Source organism: Breoghania corrubedonensis, assembly GCF_003053845.1.
Classification (GTDB): Bacteria; Pseudomonadota; Alphaproteobacteria; order Rhizobiales; family Stappiaceae; genus Breoghania; species Breoghania corrubedonensis.
This window is the reverse complement of record NZ_QAYG01000004.1, coordinates 16,600-38,174: the sequence shown is the minus strand read 5'-3', so window position 1 is coordinate 38,174 and position 21,575 is coordinate 16,600. Positions and strand designations below refer to the sequence as shown.

Below are 21,575 nucleotides of genomic sequence, written 5' to 3'. Positions count from 1 at the left end.
GCGTATCGGTACTTTGGGGTTTACTGGTCGATTTGAAGACGCTATCGAGTGATCGCTTGGCCGCAGCCCTGTCGCGCGCCTTGGAGATGGGATGTTTGACCGGGCATCTCGCGCGGAGGTGTGGGGCCGCTGCGGGAGGAATTCATCTGTCGTGGACAAAAGGCGCCTCGAATGGACATCAATCCCGACCGCTTGGGTAAAGTGGCGATCATCGCGGCGATCAGTTCGCGCGAGGAAGAAGAGACTTTCAAGCAGTACGTGGCTGCCAATACCCGTCTGAAACTGGGCATAACATTTGTCAGCGGCGTGCGCACCGACGTGACGAAGACGTTCGTCAAGTCGCTGGTAGCCTGCGCCTTGCAGAGCCACATCATTCACCACCATCACAATGAGATTCACGCGGTCATTCACGCGGGCCTGGAGTGTCTCAAGGGGGTGAGTTCCGATGTTGCCGCCGAATCGAGCCTTAAACTGAAGGTTGCAATCGTTTCGGACGGACGCTGGCTTGTTATCGCGGCTCATGGCGAATCCGCCTTTCACCCCGAGACTAACCATGAGCGGATGGGATTCGGTGTGATGCACCTCTAAAATGAGGTGCTTTCATTCATCATAAAAGAAGATCGCGGGCGGCCATCCGAGGAGAACTCGGATGGCCGCCCTAGTCATATTTACGGGTGTATTATGTGCTTTGCCTGCATTTTGCGCATGTCGTAACGATGGGCGAACCTGCCGTAAGGGGTGAATTGGTCGCAAAAACGTCCACTTTTCAGCGGTAAATGCCTCGGTCGTTGATATTAAATAATTGAATTTAAATTAGAAAATGGCTTTTCGTGGCAATAATCACAATTATGCCACTTTGCCGCAATCAATCTCTGAACGTGCCTCTGGACTTTGCAGCCGCTTGGTGAGATATACGACTTAAGTTGAGACGGCTTGAGAGGGCTTCGCCCCAAAAGCGCTCAATGAGGCCTTCGGGTCGTGTGATGTCTCGCTATCTGTAGGCGGACGTTTGTACTGCTCCTTCGGGAGTGTGTGACTTAGTGATCAGGGGTAACGCAGGCACGCGGTTATGCGGCGTACTTGGGAAGTTACCTATCTCGTCTGCCCCTCCCTGGGGTGTGTGATCTCGTGATCAGAGCGGTGTTGGTATGCCCTTGCAGGGCATCCCTTGGACATCTGCTCAAACTCTTCCTTCGCCAGTGACTCAGTGTTCCGCGTGATGGCGGGCGTCTGGATTTTTCGGGCAATACGGCATCAACGAAGCCGTGTGTCGTCCGGAAATACAGATCGAGTACGAGCTTATGCGAGCTTGTCGGGTTGCCACTAGATGCTGTAGCGCTCCGACCAAGCAGAACGAGTACGAGATTATGCAGTTTTCCCAGCAGGTTAAATCGCAACGGTGTGATCTGGGCGCCAGCTCAGGCGTCGATCTCGGCGCCGTGTCATGGCAAATCGGATCCGCGTTCCTTGCGGGAACCTTGTTGGAAGTGGCGAGCCACCCGAAGCCCGGCCTTGTAACAGCACGTTCCAACGGATCGCACAGCGACATGGACATCAAGACCTTTATGGTTGCGTCCGCGGCGATTGCTCCGTGCTTTTATCAATGCGCCGAGGTCGGGACCCGCCACCAGGGATCTGCCCGCGAATTGCTGCGTCCGGTGCGTGAAATCGGCTGTCGGTACGAAGGTCTGCTTCTTGCGGCTACCGGCGGCGTAAACACACAACGTGGCTTTTTGTTCTCCGCAGGTGTTTTGAGCGCGGCGGCCGGTAGGCTGGCACGCGATCGCATGTCCTGCGACGTCGACAGGCTTTTCTCCACGGCGGCTGCGATGACCGACGGTCTTTGCGCCCGGGAGCTTGGCAATGGCGGCGACCGCGAAGCGGTGACGGCGGGCGAATGGCTCTATCAACGCTATGGAGTGCTTGGCATTCGTGGCGAGGTAGAGGCTGGCTTCCCGACCGTCGTCGAGGCGGGGTTGCCGGCTTTGCGCAGTGCGAGGAGTAAGGGCGCGTCTTTGGAAGATGCGCTTGTCCACACCCTGATTTCCTTGATGGCGGTTTGTGAAGACACCACGCTTTTGTGGCGTGGCGGCTTCGAGGCGCTGGACTTCGTACGCAGCAAGGCGCGCGAGGCCCTTCAAGCCGGTGGCGCACTGACGCCGGCTGGCATGTCCGCCATCCATCAGCTCGACGCTGAGTGCATCACACGCAACCTGAGTCCAGGCGGGTCGGCCGATCTCTTGGCCGTGACCTATGGCGTCGATGTGCTCGTTAGCGGCGCCCCTGGAGCGGGGACCGCTTTCGCTGGCCAGCCCTGCAAGGCCGGTCAATCCCCTCAACCCCCGAGGATCTCATGAACATCATTGTATACGCCGGGATGGCATACCTCATCACAGCCGTCATCGCCTTCGCGGTGATCGGTGTGATCGTCGGTATCTCCAGCTTCCTCTCTCAACCCTCCGAATAGACAGAAGATCAACCGATGTTACACCAACTTCTTTCGATCTTTCCCGGCATCGGGACGCTCTTCGTCCAGGATCCGGTGATCGCCTTCGCGCGGATCGGGTTCATCGTGCTCGGCTTCGTGCTTGCCTATCTTGGCTTCAAGCGGACGCTCGAGCCGCTCATCATGGTTCCGATGGGCCTTGGCATGATGGCGGTTAACGCCGGCGTCATGTTCCTGGAGGCCGGCAAGATCGGCACTCTGATCATCGCGCCGATGGTGTCGGAGCCGAATGCGCTCATCGACATCATGCAGATCAACTTCCTGCAGCCTGTTTACAACTTTACTTTTGTGAACTCGCTGGTTGCCTGCCTGCTCTTCATGGGCATCGGCACGATGGCCGACATTTCGTTCATCCTGGCGCGGCCCTGGGCTTCGATCACGGTGGCGATCTGCGCCGAGCTCGGCACGTTCGTGACGCTGGTGATCGGCTACTACTTCGGTCTGACCCCTGGTCAGGCTGCTGCGGTCGGCTCGATCGGTGGTGCCGACGGCCCGATGGTGCTGTTCGCTTCGCTGATCATGGCAAAGGACCTCTTCGTCCCGATTTCCATCATCGCGTACCTCTACCTGTCGCTGTGCTACGCCGGCTATCCCTACCTGGTGCGTTGGTTGGTGCCTGAAAAGTACCGCGGCCTGGAAGTCGAGATCGAATTCCCGGAAGTGTCTCAGCAGGCCAAGTTCGTCTTCACCATCGTTGCCGCGGGTCTGCTTTGCCTGCTGCTGCCGGTGGCTTCCCCGCTGATCCTTTCGTTCTTCATGGGCGTTGCGATCAAGGAAGCGGAAATCGAGCCCTACCAGAAGCTTCTCGAGAACACGATCACCTACGGCTCGACCCTGTTCCTGGGCCTGGTTCTGGGCGTGCTCTGCGAAGCCTCGACCCTGCTCGATCCCCGCGTCGCGATCCTGCTGGTCCTCGGCATCACCGCGCTGGCGGTGTCGGCCCTGGGCGGCATTGGTGGCGGCTGGCTGATCTGGTTCGTGAGCAAGGGCAAGTACAACCCGGCAACCGGTATCGCCGGCGTGTCCTGCATGCCCTCGACCGCGAAGATCGCACAGCGCTGCGCCTTTGAGGCCAGCCCCTACGCCATGATCATGCCGCTCGCCATGGGCGCATCGATCTGCGGTGTCATCGTCTCCGCTATCGCCGTGGGCGTGTTCGCCTCGACGATCGGCCTGGTCGGTTGACCCTCCGTCCGGCGCCCGCTTCTCAACACCGGCGGGCGCCGGACTTCTACCTGACTGCGCAAATGCAACCCTGGAAGCGCTAAGATCATGTCGAGCCAATCCGCCCAAGCTTCGATCTCCTACGATCTTGCCAATTGCTGTGGCGTGGAGCGGCGCACCGGTCTGATCGATCCGGTCTATTTCCTGACCCAGGTCGACTCGACCAACCGCTTGATGTCGGATCTCCAATCGAACGGTGCGGGGACGGGACTTGCCGTGGTGGCAGCCCATCAAACCGCCGGTAAGGGCAAGGCGAAGCGGTTCTGGTTTTCCAAGCCTGGAAAGGGGATCGGCTGTTCGCTGCTTCTCCGCCCCGACAGGCCGCTGGAAGAAATTTCTCAATTCACGCTCGTTCTCGGCGTCGCCGTGGCAGAGGCCATCAGGCAGACGACGGGCGTGCCGGCCACAGTGAAATGGCCGAACGACATTCTCGTCGATGGCCGCAAACTGTGCGGGATCCTGTGCGAGCTTGTCTTGACCGACGAAGGCGAGATGGCAAACGTCATCGCCGGAATCGGTATCAACGTGAACATGTTGGCGGACGACATTCCGCCTGAGCTTGAGGGGATTGCGACCTCTCTCGCCATTGAGAGCGGGCGCGCCACGAACGAGCGCGACCTTCTCGAAGCCCTCTTCAATCAAATCGAAATCTGGACGGCGCGTTGGGAAGCGGAAGGGTTCGGTCCTATCCGCGACGCCTGGATCGCGCGCTCTTGCACGATCGGACGGGAAATACTGTTCGATGCAGGCGATGGGCGCCTGGAAGGCACCGCTACGGATCTGGGTTTCGATGGATCCTTAAGCGTTCGCGATAGAAGCGGCACAACCCACCGCTTCTACTACGGAGAGGCGTTCCAATCGCCGAACATTTCGGCGTTGGGTCGCTAAAACAACTAAACAGAGGTTGTTCCATGTCCACTAACGGTACTGAGAAAAAGTGGGACCGTCGCTCTGCAGATACTGCGGAGAGAATGGCGGCTGCCGCTCGGTTCATCGGCCCGGGCAAGCAGTTCAAGCCGGAAGATACGGTGGCCCTGCTTGAGGCGGTGATCCGCCCCGGCGACCGCGTCAATATTGAAGGTAATAACCAGAAGCAGGCCGACTTTCTGGCCGAGAGCCTGAACAAGGTCGACAAGTCCAAGATCCACGACCTGCACATGGTGCAGTCGGCGGTTCCGCTTCCGGTTCACCTTGATCTGTTCGAAAGCGGCATTGCCAAGAAGCTTGATTTCGCTTTCGGTGGCCCGCAGGCTGGCCGTGTTGCGGAGTTCATCCGTGACGGCAAGATGGAGCTGGGTGCGATCCACACGTACCTGGAGCTCTTTTCCCGCTATTTCCTCGACCTGACCCCGAAGGTCTCCCTGATCTGCGCCTACAAGGCGGACAAGAAGGGCAACCTGTATACCGGGTTCAACACCGAGGATACGCCGACGATCGTCGAGGCGACCAAGTTCAGCCAGGGCATCGTTATCGCCCAGGTCAACGAGATCGTCGACGAACTGCCGCGCGTTGATATCCCTGCCGACTGGATTGATGCCGTCGTGCAGTCGCCGAAGCCGTTCTTCATCGAACCGCTGTTCACTCGCGACCCGGCCCTTATCACGGACAGCCAGATCCTTCTGGCGATGCTGTGCCTCAAGGGGATCTACGGCGAATACGAAGTGAAGCGGCTCAACCACGGCATCGGTTTCCTGACCTCCGCCATCGAACTCATGCTGCCGACCTATGGCGCTGAGCTGGGCCTGAAGGGCAAGATCTGCACGCACATGGCCCTCAACCCGCATCCGACGATGATCCCCGCGATCGAAGACGGATGGGTTCAGCAGATCCACTGCTTCGGCGGTGAGCTCGGCATGGAGAAGTTCGTCGCGGCGCGTCCGGACGTGTTCTTCGTCGGTCCCGATGGCAGCTTGCGTTCCAACCGTGCCTATTCTCAGGCAGCCGGTCAGTACGCCTGCGACATGTTCATCGGCGGTACGCTGCAGATCGACAAATACGGTAACTCCTCCACGGCGACCGCTAACCGCGTTGCCGGTTTCGGTGGCGCACCGAACATGGGCAGTGATGCCCACGGTCGTCGTCACTCCACTGACGCATGGCTGAAGTGCGGTGCCGAGCAGCCGACCCTGGATCGCACGCTGGGCAACATGCCGCGCGGCAAGAAGCTGGTCGTGCAGGGCGTCGAGACCTTCGGTGAGGGCCGTGCTCCGGTCTTCGTCGAGGAGCTGGATGCCTGGAAGCTCGCGAAGAACGCCAACCTTCCGCTGCCCCCGGTCATGATCTATGCCGACGACCTGACCCACATCGTGACCGAGGAAGGCATTGCCTACCTCAACCGCGCTCCGGATATCGAAGCCCGCATGGCAGCTATTCGTGCGGTCGCCGGTTACACGGAAATCGGGCTCAAGGCCGATCCGGCCGAGACAAAGCGCCTTCGCGAGCAGCGTATCGTTATGACGCCGGAAGACCTTGGCGTCGACCGCAAGCGTGCGGACCGCTCGATGTTGGCCGCCCGTAGCATCCAGGACCTCGTGACGTGGTCTGGCGGCCTCTACAACCCGCCGGCTCGCTTCCGCAACTGGTGACGAAGGATCATTGAACCATGGCTTTGAACACACTGGAATTCCACGTCAAGATCGACGAGGGCACCAAGAGCATCGACAAGCCCGTCCATCTGGGCGTCGTCGGCTCGGGTGACATGGAAGTCCTCATGGAGCCGAAGGACCTCAAAGGGGCGGTTTCGATAAAACTCGTTACCCCTGTTGCAGGCTTCGACGAGCTCTGGAAGCGGGTCGTGGAGACCTTCGTCTCCGAGACTCTGCTGGGCGACGTTCATCTCGAGATCAACGACAACAATGCCACTCCTGCGGTCGTCCTGCTGCGCCTGCGCCAGGCTTTTGCGGAAGCGACCGGAGAGTAAGGAGATACCCCATGCCGAAATGGAATGACATTCAGGAGCAGAGCTTCCTGGAATCGGACGCTCGCGCCCGTGCCGTCGGCCTGGTCGACGAGGGCACGTTCACGGAGCTGGCCGGTCCGTTCGACCGCTTCTACAGCCCGCACCTGGAAACCCTTGGCGAAGCTGTCGAATTCGATGACGGTATCGTCACCGGCGTCGGCAAGATCGGCAAGACCCCGGTCTTCGTGATTTCGCAGGAAGGCCGCTTCATTGGCGGTTCGGTCGGTGAGGTCGGTGGCGCGAAGATGGTCAACACCATCCGCCTGGCCGTCGAGTTCTATGACAAGCTGGTCGCCGAGCATTCGGACCTCACGGATGAGGAAAAGCCGGTCGTCGTGATCTCGTTCGAGACGGGCGGTGTCCGTCTGCACGAATCCAACGCCGGTCTGCTGGCCCACGCCGAGGTTATGGACCAGCTCCAGAAGGCTCGCCACAAGGTCCCGGTGATCACGCTTATCGGTTCGAAGGTCGGCTGCTTCGGTGGCATGGGCTTCGTTGCCGCGGCGACCGACGCGATCATCATGAGCGAGTACGGCCGTCTGGGTCTGACGGGTCCGGAAGTGATCGAACAGGAGATGGGCAAGGAAGAGTTCGACTCCTCCGATCGCGCACTCGTGTTCCGCACAACCGGTGGCCGCCACAAGTACATCATGGGCGACTGCAACGTCCTGGTGCACGGTAAGGTCGCGGACTTCCGTGAGGCTCTCGGCAAGCTGGCTGGACTGCCGGTTTCCGAGTTCGAGAAGATGCGCCGCATCGGTTCGCCGGAACTGGTCGAGAAGCAGCTGAAGCTTGTCGCCCTTGCCGCCGAGATGCAGCCGAAGGACGCCCGTGACGTCTGGGCCAAGGCCGGCAATGCCGATGCCGCAACCCTCGACAGCAAGCCGTTCGACGAATTCGTCGCATCGGTCAAGCGGCTCGAAGTCTGAACCCGATCAGAAGATCCAAATCAGGAGACAATCATGGAAAACGTTGAAACCATGATGGGAAGAGGTCGGGACGCGATCGACATGATCGTCGATACCGACAGCTTCAAGGAAGGCACCGTTGGCGCCAAGACTTTCGATGATCCGGAATTCGGTCCGGGCGCGGTTGTCGGCACGGCGAAGCTTGATGGTCAGGACGTGACGCTCATCGTCTCTGACGCTCAGGCGTTCAACGAGAAGTTCCCGGTCGTCTATGCCGGTATCATCGGCATGGAGGAAGGTTACAAGATGGCTCAGGCCGTCTACGCCTCCCTCGCCGCCGACGCCGACAAGCCGAAGGAGCAGAAGCGTACGCTCGTGCTCATCGTCGACACCCCGGGCAACGGCCCCGGCAAGGTCGAAGAGATCTTCGGCATGAACAAGGCCACGGGCGCCTATCAGCTGGCGCTGGCGGAGGCTCGCCTGGCGGGTCACCCGATCGTGTCCATGGTCATCGGCCGTGCGATTTCGGGCGCCTTCCTGTGCCACGGTCTGCAGGGTTCCAACATCCTGTCGCTCGACAGCAGCTTCGGCACCATGATCCACGTGATGCCGCTGACCTCGATCTCGCGCATCATCAAGAAGGATCTCGAGACCCTTCAGGAACTGTCCAAGGGCAACCCGGTCTTCGCGGCCGGCCCGCAGTTCTTCTATGCGCTCGGCGGTGTCGAGGAGCAGATCGACAAGGTGGAGGGGATGCGTCCCGCGATCATCGAGCACGTCAAGCAGATCCGTGCGGCCGTTGCCGCCGGCGAAGATGACAAGCTCGGCCCGTGGGGACGCGGCACTCTGGGTGCGGAGCGTAATGGCCGTGTCGTGCGACCCAAGGTCATCAATCTGATGAACCAGGAGTTCGCTGCAGTCGCCGAGAAATACGCTCCATCTCGCTGACGACCCTTAAGGGACGATGAATCATGTCCGACGATCTGACGGTACTTGAAGACGCTCTGAATGCCTTCGGTGGTGCTCCCACCCTCCAGGAGATGCCGAGGCGGACACTGGCGGACAAGGGGATCGACGGCCCTACGGCCGCCCATGTCATCGAGGAGGTGCATACGCCGCTCAATCTGGCGTATCTCACCTTCACGACAGGCTCTTCTGCGTTCCAGAATATCGTCGGCGTGACTCATGGCGAGATTTCCGGCCGCTGCGCGGTGGCCCGGACCCTTTTCGACAGACTTGGGTCCGGGCCACAAGCGAAGATGGTCGTGACCTATCCTCCGCTTGTAAACGTCTTCGCCGCAGAAGCCTTGCGCGACTGCGGCGTGGAATGGAGCTTCCTGAAACGCTCCAGCCGGGATGCGCTGATCGTGGCGTGCTGCCGCGAACAGCCATCGATCCTGCTTGGCGAGTCGTCATTCCTCAGAGCCACGCTGGAACAAGTCGTCAAGCTTGGCCTCAAGGCTCACATGCCGAAGGATGTCGCCCTGCTTTGCGCGGGCACCCCGCTCGATCAGGAACTTCTGCCGGTGGCCGAGAGCTTCGGCTACTCCGTGCATGACCTGTACGGTTGCCAGGAGTTCGGCTGGTTGACGCTAGATGGTGTGCCCCTCAGGGACGACATCACACTCGTCGCCTCGCCGCGAGGGGACAGCTACCGCGAACTCGTCGTCGGCGGGCTGCCGATGGGAGACAGTTTTGTGGTCTCCAAATCCGGCCATGTCTGCAACCGGGCCGGCGAGATCATCACGTATCAGCGTGAGCGCACCTATCCGGAATACGAAGTCGTCGTTACCGCGACCACCGCGCATGCGGCTTCGACCGTCGAGAAGGCCGCGCGCACCATGCTGCGCATCAAGGGAAGGGTGGTGAAGGTCGCCCGTGATCTTGAGACGAACGCTGCCGCGACGCGGCTCAAACTCGTACCGGGCGTTCCGGCGGACGAGGTGGGCGTTTACCAGCCGATCGAGATCGTCGGTCCGCAGAATACGCGTTTGTTCGATGTTCTCGTCGAAGCGCAGGCCGATTTGCAGAAATCCGCGAAGACGGATCCTGCCTGGATCAAGAGGCGCTGAAGATGCTGAACCGGCGCCACTATCTGGCAGAACTTGAACCGAGCGCGCGTGAGGCCCTCGTGCCCGCGCTGCTGGAAGGTCTGCCGCACACAATGCGGGACGAGGCGACCGAGAACGCCGTGCTGAAAGCGTTTCTTGAGGAGCGCATTCCCGGCATCGTCTGCCGGCCGACGCGGGTTTGCAGGGAAGGGCAGGGGCAGCTCGGCTTCTCGTTCCCGATACGCATCGAGGAACAGCGTGTGCGCTCGTCGCTGATCGTAAGTGGCGATCAGGTGAGTGGCTTCGTTTCTCCTTATGAAGTGATGGATCGTGCGGTGAGCGAGTTTCCTCCCGTCCATCCGGCCCTTCGTTTCATTTCCGGTCATGGCGAGCGTTTCGGCGTGCGCCTTGGCCTGATCGGATCCGCCGCACTCGCGGCGGTTACTGGCCTCGCCTATGTGCGGCCTGCTTCGGACCTCGACATCCTCGTCGACGCCGAGCATGGCGGCGATATCGAGGCATTCTACCGTGCCGTAACGTCTCTTTGCGGAGAACTCGGCATTTCCGTCGACGCCGAGTTGGAAGTCGACATTTCGACCGGTGTGAAGCTTTCTGAGTATTTATCCCGATCAAAAACAGTGCTGGTCAAGAAAATTGACGGTGTAGATCTTGTGGATAGGGATAAATTAAGTGTTTTCTCCGCTGTATCGATGCTGGAAAAGGATCGATCCAACGGCGTATCTGGGGAGAGAACGATTTTCCCCGCTATGTCAACCATCTAACCAATGGAGTGTATGATGGATATCAAAGTAAAGATGCCTTCGACGGTCGTTTCGATCGAAGTGGCTGTCGGTGACAAGGTCACCAAGGGTCAGAACCTCGCCGTCGTCGAGGCGATGAAGATGAAGAACAACACGCCGGCTCCGGTCGACGGCGAAGTGAAGTCCATCGCGGCTTCCGCCGGCGACCGCATGAAGCCCGGCGCCGTTCTGATGATCATTGAGTGATTAAGTGAAACCGGGGCGGCGGTCCCGCCGCCCCGATACCTCGAACTCCTAGTCTCCCGGAGTAAGTGATATGGTGATTTATGGACTAGCCCTGATGGGCGGTTGCATGGTCGTAGGTACCGGTCTCGGCTACCTCATCGGCCACTTGGTCGGAATCGACGCCAATATCGGCGGCGTCGGTATCGCGATGCTTCTGCTCGTCGTTCTCGCCAGGCACCTGATGGACCGCGACCAGCTTTCCAAGCTGGCGCAGAGCGGTATCCAGTTCTGGAGCGCGATGTACATTCCGATCGTGGTTGCCATGTGCGCCCGTCAGAATGTCGTGGCGGCTTTCGGCGCTGGCGCTCTGGCGTTCATCGCTGGCCTTGGCGCAGTGTTTATCGGCTTCCTGCTGATCCGTCCGATCTCGGCTCTCAGCCCGAAGAGTGAACCTCTTCCGCCTCTGAACGAAGACCCGGCCGTGGCCGTTGCCAAGGAAGGTAAGTGATCATGGATATTCTGATTCACGCAGTTACCAAGTATCCTCTGGTTACTGCCTTCGTGGTCGTCGGCATCATCATGTATGTCGCCACCCTGATTGGTAAGATCTTCGCCGGCCGGATCCATCCCTCGGCTATCGCCATCGTGATCGGCCTTATCCTGGCCTATATCGGTGGCACACATACCGGTGGCAAGCACGGCCTGGCCGATGTGAGCCTGTTCTCCGGTATCGGCCTCATGGGCGGTAGCGTGTTCCGGGACTTCGCCATCGTGGCGACCGCCTTCGGCGTGAAGCTTGAGGAACTGAAGAAGGCGGGCCTTCCCGGCGTCGTCGCACTTCTGGTCTCGATCGTTCTGTCGACGGTCATCGGTGCCGCGACTGCGTATGCCTTCGGCTATACCAGTGCGGTTGACATGGCCACGATCGGCGGCGGTGCCGTCACGTTCATCGTTGGCCCGGTTACCGGCAATGCGTTGGGTGCCTCTTCGGATGTCATCGCACTTTCCGTCGCCGCCGGCGTCGTGAAGTCGATCTCCGTGATGATCCTGACCCCGTTCCTGGCGAAGACCGCCGGTCTCGACAATCCGTCCGCGGCTGCGGTCTACGGTGGGTTGATGGGCTCCACAAGTGGCGTCGCCGCGGGTCTGGCTGCGACCGATGCACGGCTGGTCCCTTATGGAGCCCTGACGGCGACCTTCTACACAGGCCTTGGCTGCCTGCTGGTTCCGTCGGTCGGTTACATGGCGCTCGTTGCTCTGGTTGGATAATCCTTTGGCGAGGGCCAATCAGAGAACGGACCTTGGAACCGCTATAAGTTTGAGGCGCATGAGCTAGCGTTTCAAGAGATAGTGCCGAAAAAGAGGCAAGTTTTGATCCCCGTGTGGGGTAGGCAACTCAAAATTGCGCAAAGCTTGTCTTGCAGTCGCCGATCGGTTTCGTTACGGAAGCTGATCGGCGACTTCAAATGCGCCAAGGGCAAATTATGACGACGATTGAAGTCCGCGACGTCCATCAGCAGTTCGAGACTTTCGAGGCGCTGAAGGGCATTGATCTTACTCTGAACGAGAAGCGGATTGGAATCGTCGGCTCGAACGGCTCTGGCAAGAGCACGTTTGCCCGGCTGCTAAACGGACTTCTCGTCCCGACCAGGGGGGAGGTCCTTGTTGACGGACTGGATACGGCAAAGAACGGCAAGGCCGTTCGCCGCAAGGTTGGATTCGTTTTCCAGAACCCGGACAACCAGATCGTTTTTCCCATCGTTGAAGAGGACGTGGCCTTCGGGTTGAAGGGATTGAAGCTGCCCGCGGCACAACGCGACGCGCTCGTGGAAGAGGTTCTGGACCGCTACGGTCTCGGCGCTTTCCGCTACCATCCCTCGCACGCTCTCTCCGGTGGTCAGAAGCAGTTGCTGGCGCTTGCGGGCGTTCTCGTCACCCGCCCCGACTGCATCGTCTTCGACGAGCCCACAACGCTTCTCGATCTGCGCAACGCGCGCAAGGTTTCCCGGGTCATCAGCGAGCTGGAAGAGACGGTGATCATTGTCACCCACGACCTGAAGCTGTTGGAGAATTTCGAACGCGTTATCGTCTTCGATCAGGGCAAGGTGATCGCGGATGACGAGCCGAGCCGAGCACTTTCACATTATGTGGAGCGAATGCAATGACGCGGCCGCGCGACCCCTTCGCATCGACGCTCATCCATCGATTGCCTGCGGGCCTCAAGCTTGGTGTGCTGGCGGTTGCGGGTACCGGTGTCCTCTATCTGGACGACTGGCGTTTGATTGCATTGGCCATGGTTGTCACGCTCGCTCTTTACAGGTTTGCGGGCCTGTCCATGCGTCAGGCCTATCTTCAGCTGAAGCCGATGCAATGGATTCTGGCTCTGCTCTTCGTGGCGCAGGGGTTCATGCTTTCGTGGGGGATGGCCGCGGCAATCGTGCTGAGGGTTGCCGCGCTGGTGTTGCTGGCGATGCTTGTAACGCTGACGACGCGTACTGACGCCCTGATCGCTGCGGTCGAAAGGGCGCTCGGGCCTTTGCGCCGGTTCGGCGTCAATCCCGCCAAGGTCGGCCTGGCCTTTTCGCTGGCGCTGCGCTTCATTCCGGTCATCGGCGCGCAGGCACAGGAAATCCGGGATGCGCAGCGAGCGAGGGGCCTTGGCGCCAACCCGATCGCTCTGGCGCTGCCACTTGTCCTGCGGACACTCAGGATGGCGAGCGATGTGGCCGACGCAATCGAAGCGCGTTCCCCCTACGATGACGATGAATTGCCTCCACGTTTCGTAGAGAAGGCGAAATCAACTCAATCGAGGACGACATGCAAGGACAACAAAGCTCCACTCGAGACATCGTCTACATAGCCCTTTTTGCCGGTCTGACCGCTGCACTTTCGCTTTTCCCTCCGATCACGATTCCGGCAATCGGGGTGCCGATCAGCGCGCAGTCGCTCGGCCCCATGCTGGCGGGCTCGATACTCGGCGCGCGCCGCGGTGGACTTGCGCTTCTCTTGTTCGTGGGGCTTGTCGCTGTCGGCCTGCCATTGCTCTCAGGTGGCCGTGGCGGACTTGGCGTGTTCTTCGGTCCGTCCGGTGGCTACATCATCGGCTGGGTGGTTGCGGCCTATGTCATCGGCCTGCTGCACGAATGGGGCTGGCGTCGTCTGAACGTGGTTTCGTCGTTCATCTATTGCGTTATCGGTGCGATCATCGTGCTCTATGCGATCGGCATCACTTGGACGTCCTTCGTCGTGGACCTGTCGTTGCTGAAGACGGCCATGGCTTCGTCGCTGTTCGTGATCGGCGATGTGATCAAGGCGGGGGTCGCGGCCGCTATCGCGGTTTCGGTCAAACGCTCCTATCCAATCATTCAGAAGACGGCGGTCGCCTGACCGCGTTCTCGTGAAACGTCGGCGGCCGGTTGACTATCGCAGATAGATCAGGCCGGCCGCGACGAAGCCTGCAAGGCCGATGATTGTCGGCAGGATCGTGCCGCCGCGCCACACTGCGATCACGAAGGCTGCGATCACGCAGGCAATCGCGACGACGGCGCCGATGGTTGGCTCGCTCGTGAACAGGTTGTGACCGGAACGAAGAGCGGATGTCGCGACGATTCCACCGAGAATGCCGTAGCCGGCGCGGTCGAAGAATTCCCTGATCCTTTCGCCGCCGATCTTTTCCCGCGCCACAAGCGGAATGATCCGAAGCAGGAGCGTGCCAAGCCCGGCACCGGCTGCCACGGCCCAGAGCTGCCATTGTGCGAAGGCAACGTCATGCATCGGACTTCTTCCTTTGATCAACGAGCATGCTGAGCGCGGCGACGATCAGCGGGAGGATGAGAAGCGCGAGCGAACCCATCGTGGGGACGGCCAGGGGCACCAGGATGGCGCCGAACAGGGCGTTGACCATCAGGTTGCGCATCTTCTTCTGCCTGGCGATGAGCGTGGCGAAATAGATAGGGATCATCGCGCCAAGGGTCGCCCCGACGATAACGGGCACCGAGGCGGCCAGCTGATGTCCGGCGACGGCGCCAATGATTGCAGAACCGGAGCACAGTCCGCCGACGAAGCCGCAATAGAGGACCGGGCGTGGCGGCTTCTTGTCCATCAGTCGCGGCAGGATGACGGCGAAGGAACTGGCGGATATCAGGCCGACGCCGCCAAGCCCGCGGACGAAGCTCGTCTCGGGCAGGCGACCGAGAACGGAGGCGACCATGACGATGAAACGCAGGTTGATGATGACGACGGCGACGACTGCCGCCACCCATGCACCGGCAACGGCGCCGTCGCTGGTCATGATCTGCATGGCCGCGGCCTGAGCGGGCGCAGCGACGGTGAGGCTCGTCATCAACGCTGTCTGCAAAGCAGACAGGCCGGCCTCGGCACTGATCTGGCCGACGCCCATGAACATCACCAGAAAGGTGAGGACGACGACCAGGGCATCGCTGGCCGCGATGCGGAACACGGTTGCAACGGAGGTATCCGCTTCATCGGTCTGAGAGGTGTCTGGGGATGGGGTCATACTGCCGACATTGAGTTGAATGTGGTCTCGATTCTTTAAAAAAGCTTCTATTTTGAACTCGATCAAGTGTCAATATCCATTTGAATTCAATAATATAAGTATTTTTGCAATGGCAATTCATATTTACTAATTACCTAGCGGAAGCGTCTCCGGAAATACGTTTCGTTCATTGCTTCAAGCCGTGCGGTTTCAGGATGTTGGCGACTTCTCTTTTTGATAAGTCGCGTGGGTGCTGCATGCGACGGTTGGGCGGGTTATATGCAACGAGGGATGCAACCAGTCTGCCGTGCCATGGTTTCCCCGCTTTCAATGGAAGTTGCGGCCTTTGGGAAGGGCGCGACGTGTCGTGTCGGAGATTGTCAGCCGTTCCAGGTCCTGGCGGATTTCCGGTGCGTCTTTCAGGAGTTGGGTGAGACCGGATATGGGGTTGGGGGCCGGTCTTCTTTCAACCACGGGCCGGCGGACTTCATCGGCATTGACGAGGGCCACCAGGTCGTTGGCGTCGCGGGAGAGCGTGGCGAGCCAGGGGGTCAGGTCCTCCAGATGCGTGGCGACCACATGGATGACGCCTTGTTCGTTCTGGAGCTTGCCGCGAACGCCGATGCAACGGCTGCCCAGCACCACGGTCCTGTATTTCTCGAAGACCTTCGGCCAGACGATGAGGTTGGCGACGCCGCTTTCATCCTCGATGGTGGCGAAAATGACGCCCCTGGCCGAGCCCGGCCTTTGCCGCACCAGCACCAGCCCACCGACTTGCACGTTCCGGCCCGATCCGATTGTCTGCAAATCGACGCAACGCCGGTAACGGGCGCGGGCAAGGCGATCGCGGATGAAGGAAACGGGGTGGGCCTTGAGTGACAGTGACAGCGAACGATAATCGATGATGACATGCTCGCCGAGCGGCATGGGAGGCAGCTTCACGTCGGGCTCGTGATGCAGACCGTGTGCGTCTGTGGCGGCAAAGAGCGGCAACCGGTCCGTGCCGCTCAGCGGATCGAGCGCCTTGGCCGCCCACAGAGCGGCACGCCGGTCCAGCCCGAGCGAGCGGAAGCAATCGGCTTCCGCCAGCCGTTCCACTGCGCTTCGCGAAAGGCCCGAACGCAACCAGAGATCGCGTACGCTGTCATAGCCGCGCGCACGATGGTGCAGGAGGGTCTCCGCATCCGTTTTGCCGAGCCCCTTGACGCGGTTCAGGCCGAGGCGCACCGCATGAGTGTTCTTCATGATGCCGATCATCGGCCGGTGCTGCGGCGCGACGTTTTCCGTCTTTCCGTTCGGCTCCAGCGTGGTTTCCCACCGAGAGTGATTGATGTCGACAGGCCGAACCTCGACCCCGTGTTCGCGGGCATCGCGCACGATCTGGGCCGGGGCATAGAAGCCCATCGGCTGGGAATTGAGCAGGGCGGCGCAGAAGACATCCGGGTAATGGCATTTCATCCAGCAGGAGACATAGACCAGCAGGGCGAAACTCGCTGCGTGGCTTTCGGGAAAGCCGTATTCGCCGAATCCCTCGATCTGCTGGAAGCAATGTTCGGCGAATTCCCGCTCGTAGCCGTTGGCGACCATGCCTTCCACCATCTTGCGTCGGAAGGACCCGATCGTGCCGACCCGCCGGAACGTCGCCATGGCGCGACGCAGCCGGTCGGCCTCGCCCGGTTCGAAATGGGCGGCGACAATGGCGATGTTCATCGCCTGCTCCTGGAACAGCGGCACGCCGAGCGTCTTGCCCAGCACCCGGCGCAACTCCTCCTTGGGATAGCTCACCGGTTCCAGCCCCTGTCGCCGGCGCAGGTAAGGGTGGACCATATTGCCCTGGATGGGGCCGGGCCGGACGATGGCGACCTCGATCACGAGATCGTAATAGCAGCGTGGCCGCAGGCGGGGCAGCATGGTCATCTGCGCCCGGCTCTCGATCTGGAAGACGCCGATCGTGTCCGCACGGCAGATCATGTCGTAGGTGGGCTCATCGCCCTCCGACAGCGAGGCGAGCGTCTCCCGCCGACCATAATGCGCCTCCAGCAGGTCGAAGGTCCGGCGCAGGCAGGTCAGCATGCCGAGCGCCAGCACGTCGATCTTCAGCATGTTCAGCGCGTTGAGGTCGTCCTTGTCCCATTCCACGATGGTGCGATCGTCCATCGCCGCGTTCTCGATGGGGATGAGAGAAGATAGCCGATCGCGGGTGATGAGAAAACCGCCCACGTGTTGTGACAGGTGGCGCGGAAAGCCGACAATCTGCTGCGCCAGATCAAGCATTTGCCGCAAGTGCTTGTCTTTCGGGTCAAATCCGGCGCGCTGGATGTCGGCAAGCCCGATCTCGCGCGAACTGCTGCCCCAGCGTGTGCCGGACAGCGCCGTGATGGCATCCTCTGACAGCCCGAAGACCTTGCCGACGTCGCGAATGGCGGAACGGGCCCGATAGGAGATGACCGTCGCCGCCAGCCCGGCGCGCTCGCGGCCATATTTGCGGTATATGTACTGGATCACCTCTTCGCGCCGCTCATGCTCGAAATCGACGTCGATATCGGGCGGCTCCTTGCGCTCCTCGGAGATGAAGCGCTCGAACAACAGGTCGACCTTTTCCGGGTTCACCTCGGTGATGCCGAGGCAATAGCACACGGCGGAGTTGGCGGCCGAACCGCGTCCCTGACACAGAATGCCTTGCGAACGCGCGAAGCGGACGATGTCGTAGACGGTCAGGAAGTAGGGAGCATAGGAGAGCCTGGCTATGAGCTGCGTTTCGTGCGCAATGGCGGCAAGCACCTTCTGCGGTGCGCCTTCCGGGTAACGCTGTTCAAGGCCTATGGCGACCAGTCGCTCCAGAGCTTCCTGGGAGGGCAGGGGCTTGCCGCCGAGTTCCTCGAAAACGGGGTCTTCGGGATATTGGTGACGCAGTTCATCGAGCGAGAAGCGGATGCGGCCGAAGAGTGATCCCGTTCGCAGGACCGCCTTTTCGTATCCGGCAAACAGGCGGAGCCTTTCCGCCGGCGTGTGCAGGTGGCGCTCGGCGTTCGGCAGCAGCCGCCGGCCGATATCGGTGAGCCTGGCATGCTCGCGGATGCAGGTCACGACATCCTGCAAGGGGCGTCTGTCCGGATGATGGTAGAGCACGTCGCCAATGGCAACGAGCGGTACGCCCGTCTCGTCAGAAACTTCCGAAATCCGTGCCATCCTGCGCCGATCATTGGGCCCGTGCTGACGCGCCAGGGCAAGGTGCAGATGATCGGGAAACGCCGCTCTCAACGATAGCAGGCAGGCTGTCAGCGTCTTGTCGAGCCGAGGCCCCGGTATGACGGCCATCAGAAGTCCTTCCCCGAGCGCCAGGAGATCATCCAGCATCAGGTGGCATTCGCCCTTGGGCGCGCGACGTTTGCCCAGTGTCAGCAATTCACACAAGTGCCCGTAGGCGCGGCGGTCTTGCGGCCACACGAGGATATCCGGTGTGCCGTCGGAAAAGGCCAGCCGGCAACCCGGGGCATAGGCGATGCCCACCTCCTTGGCGGCCATGTGCGCGCGCACCACTCCGGCAAGCGAATTGCGGTCGGTCAGGGCAATGCCGGCAAGGCCGAGGCGGGCGGCCTCGTTGACCAGTTCCTCCGGATGCGAGGCGCCGCGCAGGAAGGAAAAATTGCTGCTGACCGCAAGCTCGCAATAGCCGGGCTCCGGGTGCCGCGATTGTGTCCGCGGGGGCGTGTCCGGGCTCATGGAAAGAGCCCGTGCATGTACCAGCGCGGGGCGTCTGTCTCGCGCTGGTAAAGCCCGTGGCGAAACAGCCAGAAGCGGTGCCCGGCCATGTCCTCGACCTGGAAATAGTCCCGGCTGTAGGCACCGCGCCCATCCCGCCACCATTCACAGGCAATACGTTCGGGACCTTCCGAGCGGCGCGTTTCATAGAGTGCCTTGCGCCAGCGGAAACGGATGGGCGGGCCGTCCGGCACGGGCGCGATGGCTTCCACCGGTTCCGGTTGCCGAAGCAGTAGCAGAGGGCGCGTCAGTCCGTACGTCGTCCCCTCGCTCATCCATGCGCTTTTGGTCACCGTGCCGGGCAGGGAGCCGCCTGCGCGATTGGAAGCTGAAAGCACGGGCAGCAGATCGAAACTGCGTTCGGGGATGTGCGTGTCGGCGAAGCCGAACTGCCGGACGCGATCCGTGCCGAGCCGGGCGCCGAGCCGGTCGATCAGGGCGCGCTGTTCGTCCTCGTGGTTGCGCGGCGCGTCGAAACTCGCCTGAGCCTCGTCGAAAGCCTCCGCGTGCAGGATGTCGAGACGCAGGACGTCGAACCCGAACCCGGCGTCCAGATCGTCATGGAGCGCGGCGAGGCGTTCGCGGAAGAGGGCGGAAATCCTCTTCGGGGCGCGCACGGGAGCGGAGGCGTTGACGGCGAGCCGGCAGACCTGACCATCGACGCGAAACAGCTTGATCTCGCATCGGCGTACGCCAAGTCCACGCCGCTGCAGGAGGGGCTGCATGCTGGTGGCCAGCCGGTCGATCGTGCCCAGAATGTCGTCCTCATGGACGATCGGCTCTGAAAAACGCTTTTCCGAGGTCAGTTCGGCCACGGGCATCAGCGGCGAAAGGACCTCGTCCTCGTCTCCCATGGCGCGATCGAACTGGCGCAGGAGATCGCGGCCGAAACGTCGGGCAAGCGGCGCGCGCGGCACGTCGATGAGGCAGCCGACAGCCTTGAAGCCGAGCTGAGCCATCTCGATCACCAGCGTTTCGTCGAGGCGCAGCGCGGCAAGCGGCAGATCGCGCAGGGCCTCGCGCTGACGGCCCGGAGCAACGATCGCGAGGCGGCCGTACCGCGCCATGGCCCAGGCGGCTCCCGGCGTATCGGCAATGGCCGCGCGTGCGGAAAAACCCTGCGCCTTCAGGCGGTGTTCCAGATCCGCAACCAAGGCCGCCTCTCCGCCGAACAGGTGCGTGCAGCCGCTGATATCGAGAAACAGGCCGTCCGTGCCGCTCCAAGCCACGAGGGGGGTGTAGCGTCCGCACCATTCGCAGATCGAGGCCAGCAGGGCCTTCAGCTCCTCCGGCCGGTTCTGGCTGCATTCCAGATCGGGAACAAGAGCGCGGGCATCGCTCAGCGTCTGGTCGATCTTGATGCCGAAGGACGTCGCGTGGCTGTCGCATGCCACGATGCGGACCGTATTCTTCACCGTATCGACCACCGCGATGGGCGGCGCCTCAGGACGCGGCTTCAAACGCCACGACTTGCCCCATTTGCGCCGCGCCACCTGGTCGCTCGGCAGGTGCGTGAAGGCGAGGGCCAGAATTCTCTGCGCTACAGGTTTCCGAACGGGTTTCCGGGGCATGTTCAAAGACCTTGCACTCACTGTTCCATGCGAGCGACCATTCCCCCGTGCGGCCCTCGCGGTTCTTTTCAAGCGTGACGCGCCAGCGTGGCGCGGATGGTGTCGAGAGTGTCCCCGGTGGCGCAGATGATTCCGCCCGCACGTGCCACCGGGTGGCGGCCGCACTGGCCTGCGCTTCTGCGCTTTGGCGCAGCATGCAGGCAAAGCCGCCATTCTCCTGGGCGCGCAGCATCAGCCGCCGCGTCGCGGTCAGGTCGAGCCGGGCCGGATTGCCCCTGATTTGCAGAACGACGGCCGCCAGCCCTCGGCATTTCACGGCTTCGTCCGCGGCCCACAGGGCGGTTGCAAGGTCATGGGGCAGGACGTGAACCAGGCGGGCGGGATCAAATCCGATCTGGGCGAGCCCCTGCGGGAACAGCGTACCTGCGTCGAGCGAGGTGGCCGGATCCGCCACCCAGACGACCCGACCGGAAGAAGCGTGCAGCCGTTCGATCAGTCCAATCAGGAAACCCGAGGCTGCGGCTATCTCGCGTACGTGTTCGCAGCGCACCTCATGCAAGGCGCCACGAACAAGCCCGCCGCCAAGCAGGCGGTCGACCACCTCCGCTCCCAGCGGCGCCCGGTCGGAAACAGGCGCATGCGCCCTCACGATTCCGCTCAGATCGGCAATCCTGCGCTGACTTGACATGACGTTTGTCCGCTTCGCCCGACCATGCCGGGCGCACTCTATGTTCCTGTTTTGTTCTATTAAGCTCAAAGCCGCGCAGTCGAGTCAAGTGGGAGAACTCGGGAGGAAGACAGGAAATCCGGGCAGGGCTACGAGCGGTACACGCAAGACATTCATGAAAGTGCGTGTGCGGACATGAAAGCGCGTTTGGCTCGGGCCTGGAACGGGAGATTCAAGCCTGGATCACAAGCCTGCTGCTATCGAAGAAGCTCTGACCGTCAGACAGTCGCCTTCGAAAATTTCAGGAGAAGAAAAAGGAGAAATGGCTCCCCGGGCCGGATTCGAACCAGCGACCAAGCGATTAACAGTCGCTTGCTCTACCACTGAGCTACCGGGGAGCAGGTCGGCCACACCAGCGGTGCGGCGACGGATGAGGCTATATCAAC

General features: G+C 61.3%; 21 protein-coding genes and 1 tRNA gene. 16 read left to right on the top strand and 6 right to left on the bottom strand.

Going from position 1 to position 21,575, the window contains the following annotated elements:
* Window positions 1–171 precede the first annotated feature (171 nt).
* From C8N35_RS12425 to C8N35_RS12350, 16 genes are all read left to right on the top strand, one after another.
* Complete coding sequence (locus C8N35_RS12425) at window positions 172–588, top strand: HutP family protein (protein ID WP_107990036.1); 417 nt, start codon at window positions 172–174, stop codon at window positions 586–588.
* A 779-nt stretch (window positions 589–1,367) separates the two neighbouring features.
* A complete protein-coding gene (mdcB, locus tag C8N35_RS12420; protein WP_107990035.1) occupies window positions 1,368–2,357 on the top strand; it encodes a triphosphoribosyl-dephospho-CoA synthase MdcB in 990 nt (329 codons plus the stop codon).
* Between the two features lie 125 nt (window positions 2,358–2,482).
* Window positions 2,483–3,691, top strand: a complete 1,209-nt coding sequence (madB, locus tag C8N35_RS12415) for a Na+-transporting malonate decarboxylase, carboxybiotin decarboxylase subunit (RefSeq protein ID WP_107990034.1) — start codon at window positions 2,483–2,485, stop codon at window positions 3,689–3,691.
* Between the two features lie 87 nt (window positions 3,692–3,778).
* Window positions 3,779–4,618, top strand: a complete 840-nt coding sequence (locus C8N35_RS12410; RefSeq protein ID WP_107990033.1) for a biotin--[acetyl-CoA-carboxylase] ligase — start codon at window positions 3,779–3,781, stop codon at window positions 4,616–4,618.
* Between the two features lie 23 nt (window positions 4,619–4,641).
* The gene (gene mdcA, locus C8N35_RS12405; protein ID WP_107990032.1) at window positions 4,642–6,315 is read left to right on the top strand and encodes a malonate decarboxylase subunit alpha; all 1,674 of its coding nucleotides are present in this window, start codon (window positions 4,642–4,644) and stop codon (window positions 6,313–6,315) included.
* A gap of 17 nt (window positions 6,316–6,332) precedes the next feature.
* The gene (gene mdcC, locus C8N35_RS12400; protein ID WP_107990031.1) at window positions 6,333–6,650 is read left to right on the top strand and encodes a malonate decarboxylase acyl carrier protein; all 318 of its coding nucleotides are present in this window, start codon (window positions 6,333–6,335) and stop codon (window positions 6,648–6,650) included.
* 11 nt (window positions 6,651–6,661) lie between these two features.
* Window positions 6,662–7,618 (top strand): biotin-independent malonate decarboxylase subunit beta, encoded by a 957-nt coding sequence (locus C8N35_RS12395; protein WP_107990030.1) that lies wholly within the window; start codon window positions 6,662–6,664, stop codon window positions 7,616–7,618.
* A 33-nt stretch (window positions 7,619–7,651) separates the two neighbouring features.
* Window positions 7,652–8,545, top strand: a complete 894-nt coding sequence (gene mdcE, locus C8N35_RS12390) for a biotin-independent malonate decarboxylase subunit gamma (protein WP_107990029.1) — start codon at window positions 7,652–7,654, stop codon at window positions 8,543–8,545.
* 23 nt (window positions 8,546–8,568) lie between these two features.
* Window positions 8,569–9,669: an acyl carrier protein gene (locus C8N35_RS12385; RefSeq protein ID WP_107990028.1), complete on the top strand. Its 1,101-nt coding sequence runs from the start codon at window positions 8,569–8,571 to the stop codon at window positions 9,667–9,669.
* Window positions 9,670–9,671: 2 nt separating this feature from the next.
* Complete coding sequence (mdcG, locus tag C8N35_RS12380; RefSeq protein WP_107990027.1) at window positions 9,672–10,430, top strand: malonate decarboxylase holo-[acyl-carrier-protein] synthase; 759 nt, start codon at window positions 9,672–9,674, stop codon at window positions 10,428–10,430.
* Between the two features lie 15 nt (window positions 10,431–10,445).
* A complete protein-coding gene (locus tag C8N35_RS12375; RefSeq protein ID WP_107990026.1) occupies window positions 10,446–10,655 on the top strand; it encodes a biotin/lipoyl-containing protein in 210 nt (69 codons plus the stop codon).
* 70 nt (window positions 10,656–10,725) lie between these two features.
* Window positions 10,726–11,142, top strand: coding sequence for a malonate transporter subunit MadL (gene madL / locus C8N35_RS12370; protein WP_107990025.1), 417 nt, complete (start codon window positions 10,726–10,728; stop codon window positions 11,140–11,142).
* 2 nt (window positions 11,143–11,144) lie between these two features.
* Window positions 11,145–11,903, top strand: coding sequence for a malonate transporter subunit MadM (gene madM, locus C8N35_RS12365; RefSeq protein ID WP_107990024.1), 759 nt, complete (start codon window positions 11,145–11,147; stop codon window positions 11,901–11,903).
* A 215-nt stretch (window positions 11,904–12,118) separates the two neighbouring features.
* Entirely contained in the window at window positions 12,119–12,799 is a 681-nt protein-coding gene (locus C8N35_RS12360) for an energy-coupling factor ABC transporter ATP-binding protein (protein WP_107990023.1), read from the top strand.
* Entirely contained in the window at window positions 12,796–13,494 is a 699-nt protein-coding gene (locus C8N35_RS12355) for an energy-coupling factor transporter transmembrane component T family protein (RefSeq protein WP_107990022.1), read from the top strand. Before C8N35_RS12360 ends, C8N35_RS12355 begins: the two co-directional genes overlap by 4 nt.
* Window positions 13,452–14,021, top strand: a complete 570-nt coding sequence (locus tag C8N35_RS12350) for a biotin transporter BioY (protein ID WP_107990021.1) — start codon at window positions 13,452–13,454, stop codon at window positions 14,019–14,021. The genes C8N35_RS12355 and C8N35_RS12350 overlap by 43 nt, the downstream gene beginning before the upstream one ends.
* Before the next feature lie 33 nt (window positions 14,022–14,054).
* On the opposite strand, the gene C8N35_RS12345 is transcribed toward C8N35_RS12350, so the two are convergent.
* From C8N35_RS12345 to C8N35_RS12320, 6 genes are all read right to left on the bottom strand, one after another.
* Window positions 14,055–14,408, bottom strand: coding sequence for an AzlD domain-containing protein (locus C8N35_RS12345; RefSeq protein WP_107990020.1), 354 nt, complete (start codon window positions 14,406–14,408; stop codon window positions 14,055–14,057).
* The gene (locus tag C8N35_RS12340) at window positions 14,401–15,150 is read right to left on the bottom strand and encodes an AzlC family ABC transporter permease (protein ID WP_107990019.1); all 750 of its coding nucleotides are present in this window, start codon (window positions 15,148–15,150) and stop codon (window positions 14,401–14,403) included. The genes C8N35_RS12345 and C8N35_RS12340 overlap by 8 nt, the downstream gene beginning before the upstream one ends.
* A gap of 306 nt (window positions 15,151–15,456) precedes the next feature.
* Window positions 15,457–18,852, bottom strand: coding sequence for an error-prone DNA polymerase (locus tag C8N35_RS12335; protein ID WP_107990018.1), 3,396 nt, complete (start codon window positions 18,850–18,852; stop codon window positions 15,457–15,459).
* A complete protein-coding gene (locus C8N35_RS12330; protein ID WP_170122091.1) occupies window positions 18,849–20,384 on the bottom strand; it encodes a Y-family DNA polymerase in 1,536 nt (511 codons plus the stop codon). The genes C8N35_RS12335 and C8N35_RS12330 overlap by 4 nt, the downstream gene beginning before the upstream one ends.
* Window positions 20,335–21,150 carry an ImuA family protein gene (locus C8N35_RS23865; RefSeq protein ID WP_170122090.1) on the bottom strand — a complete coding sequence of 272 codons (816 nt, stop codon included), beginning with the start codon at window positions 21,148–21,150 and terminating at the stop codon, window positions 20,335–20,337. The genes C8N35_RS12330 and C8N35_RS23865 overlap by 50 nt, the downstream gene beginning before the upstream one ends.
* A 302-nt stretch (window positions 21,151–21,452) precedes the next feature.
* A tRNA-Asn gene (locus C8N35_RS12320) sits at window positions 21,453–21,527 on the bottom strand.
* Between the last annotated feature and the right edge of the window lie 48 nt (window positions 21,528–21,575).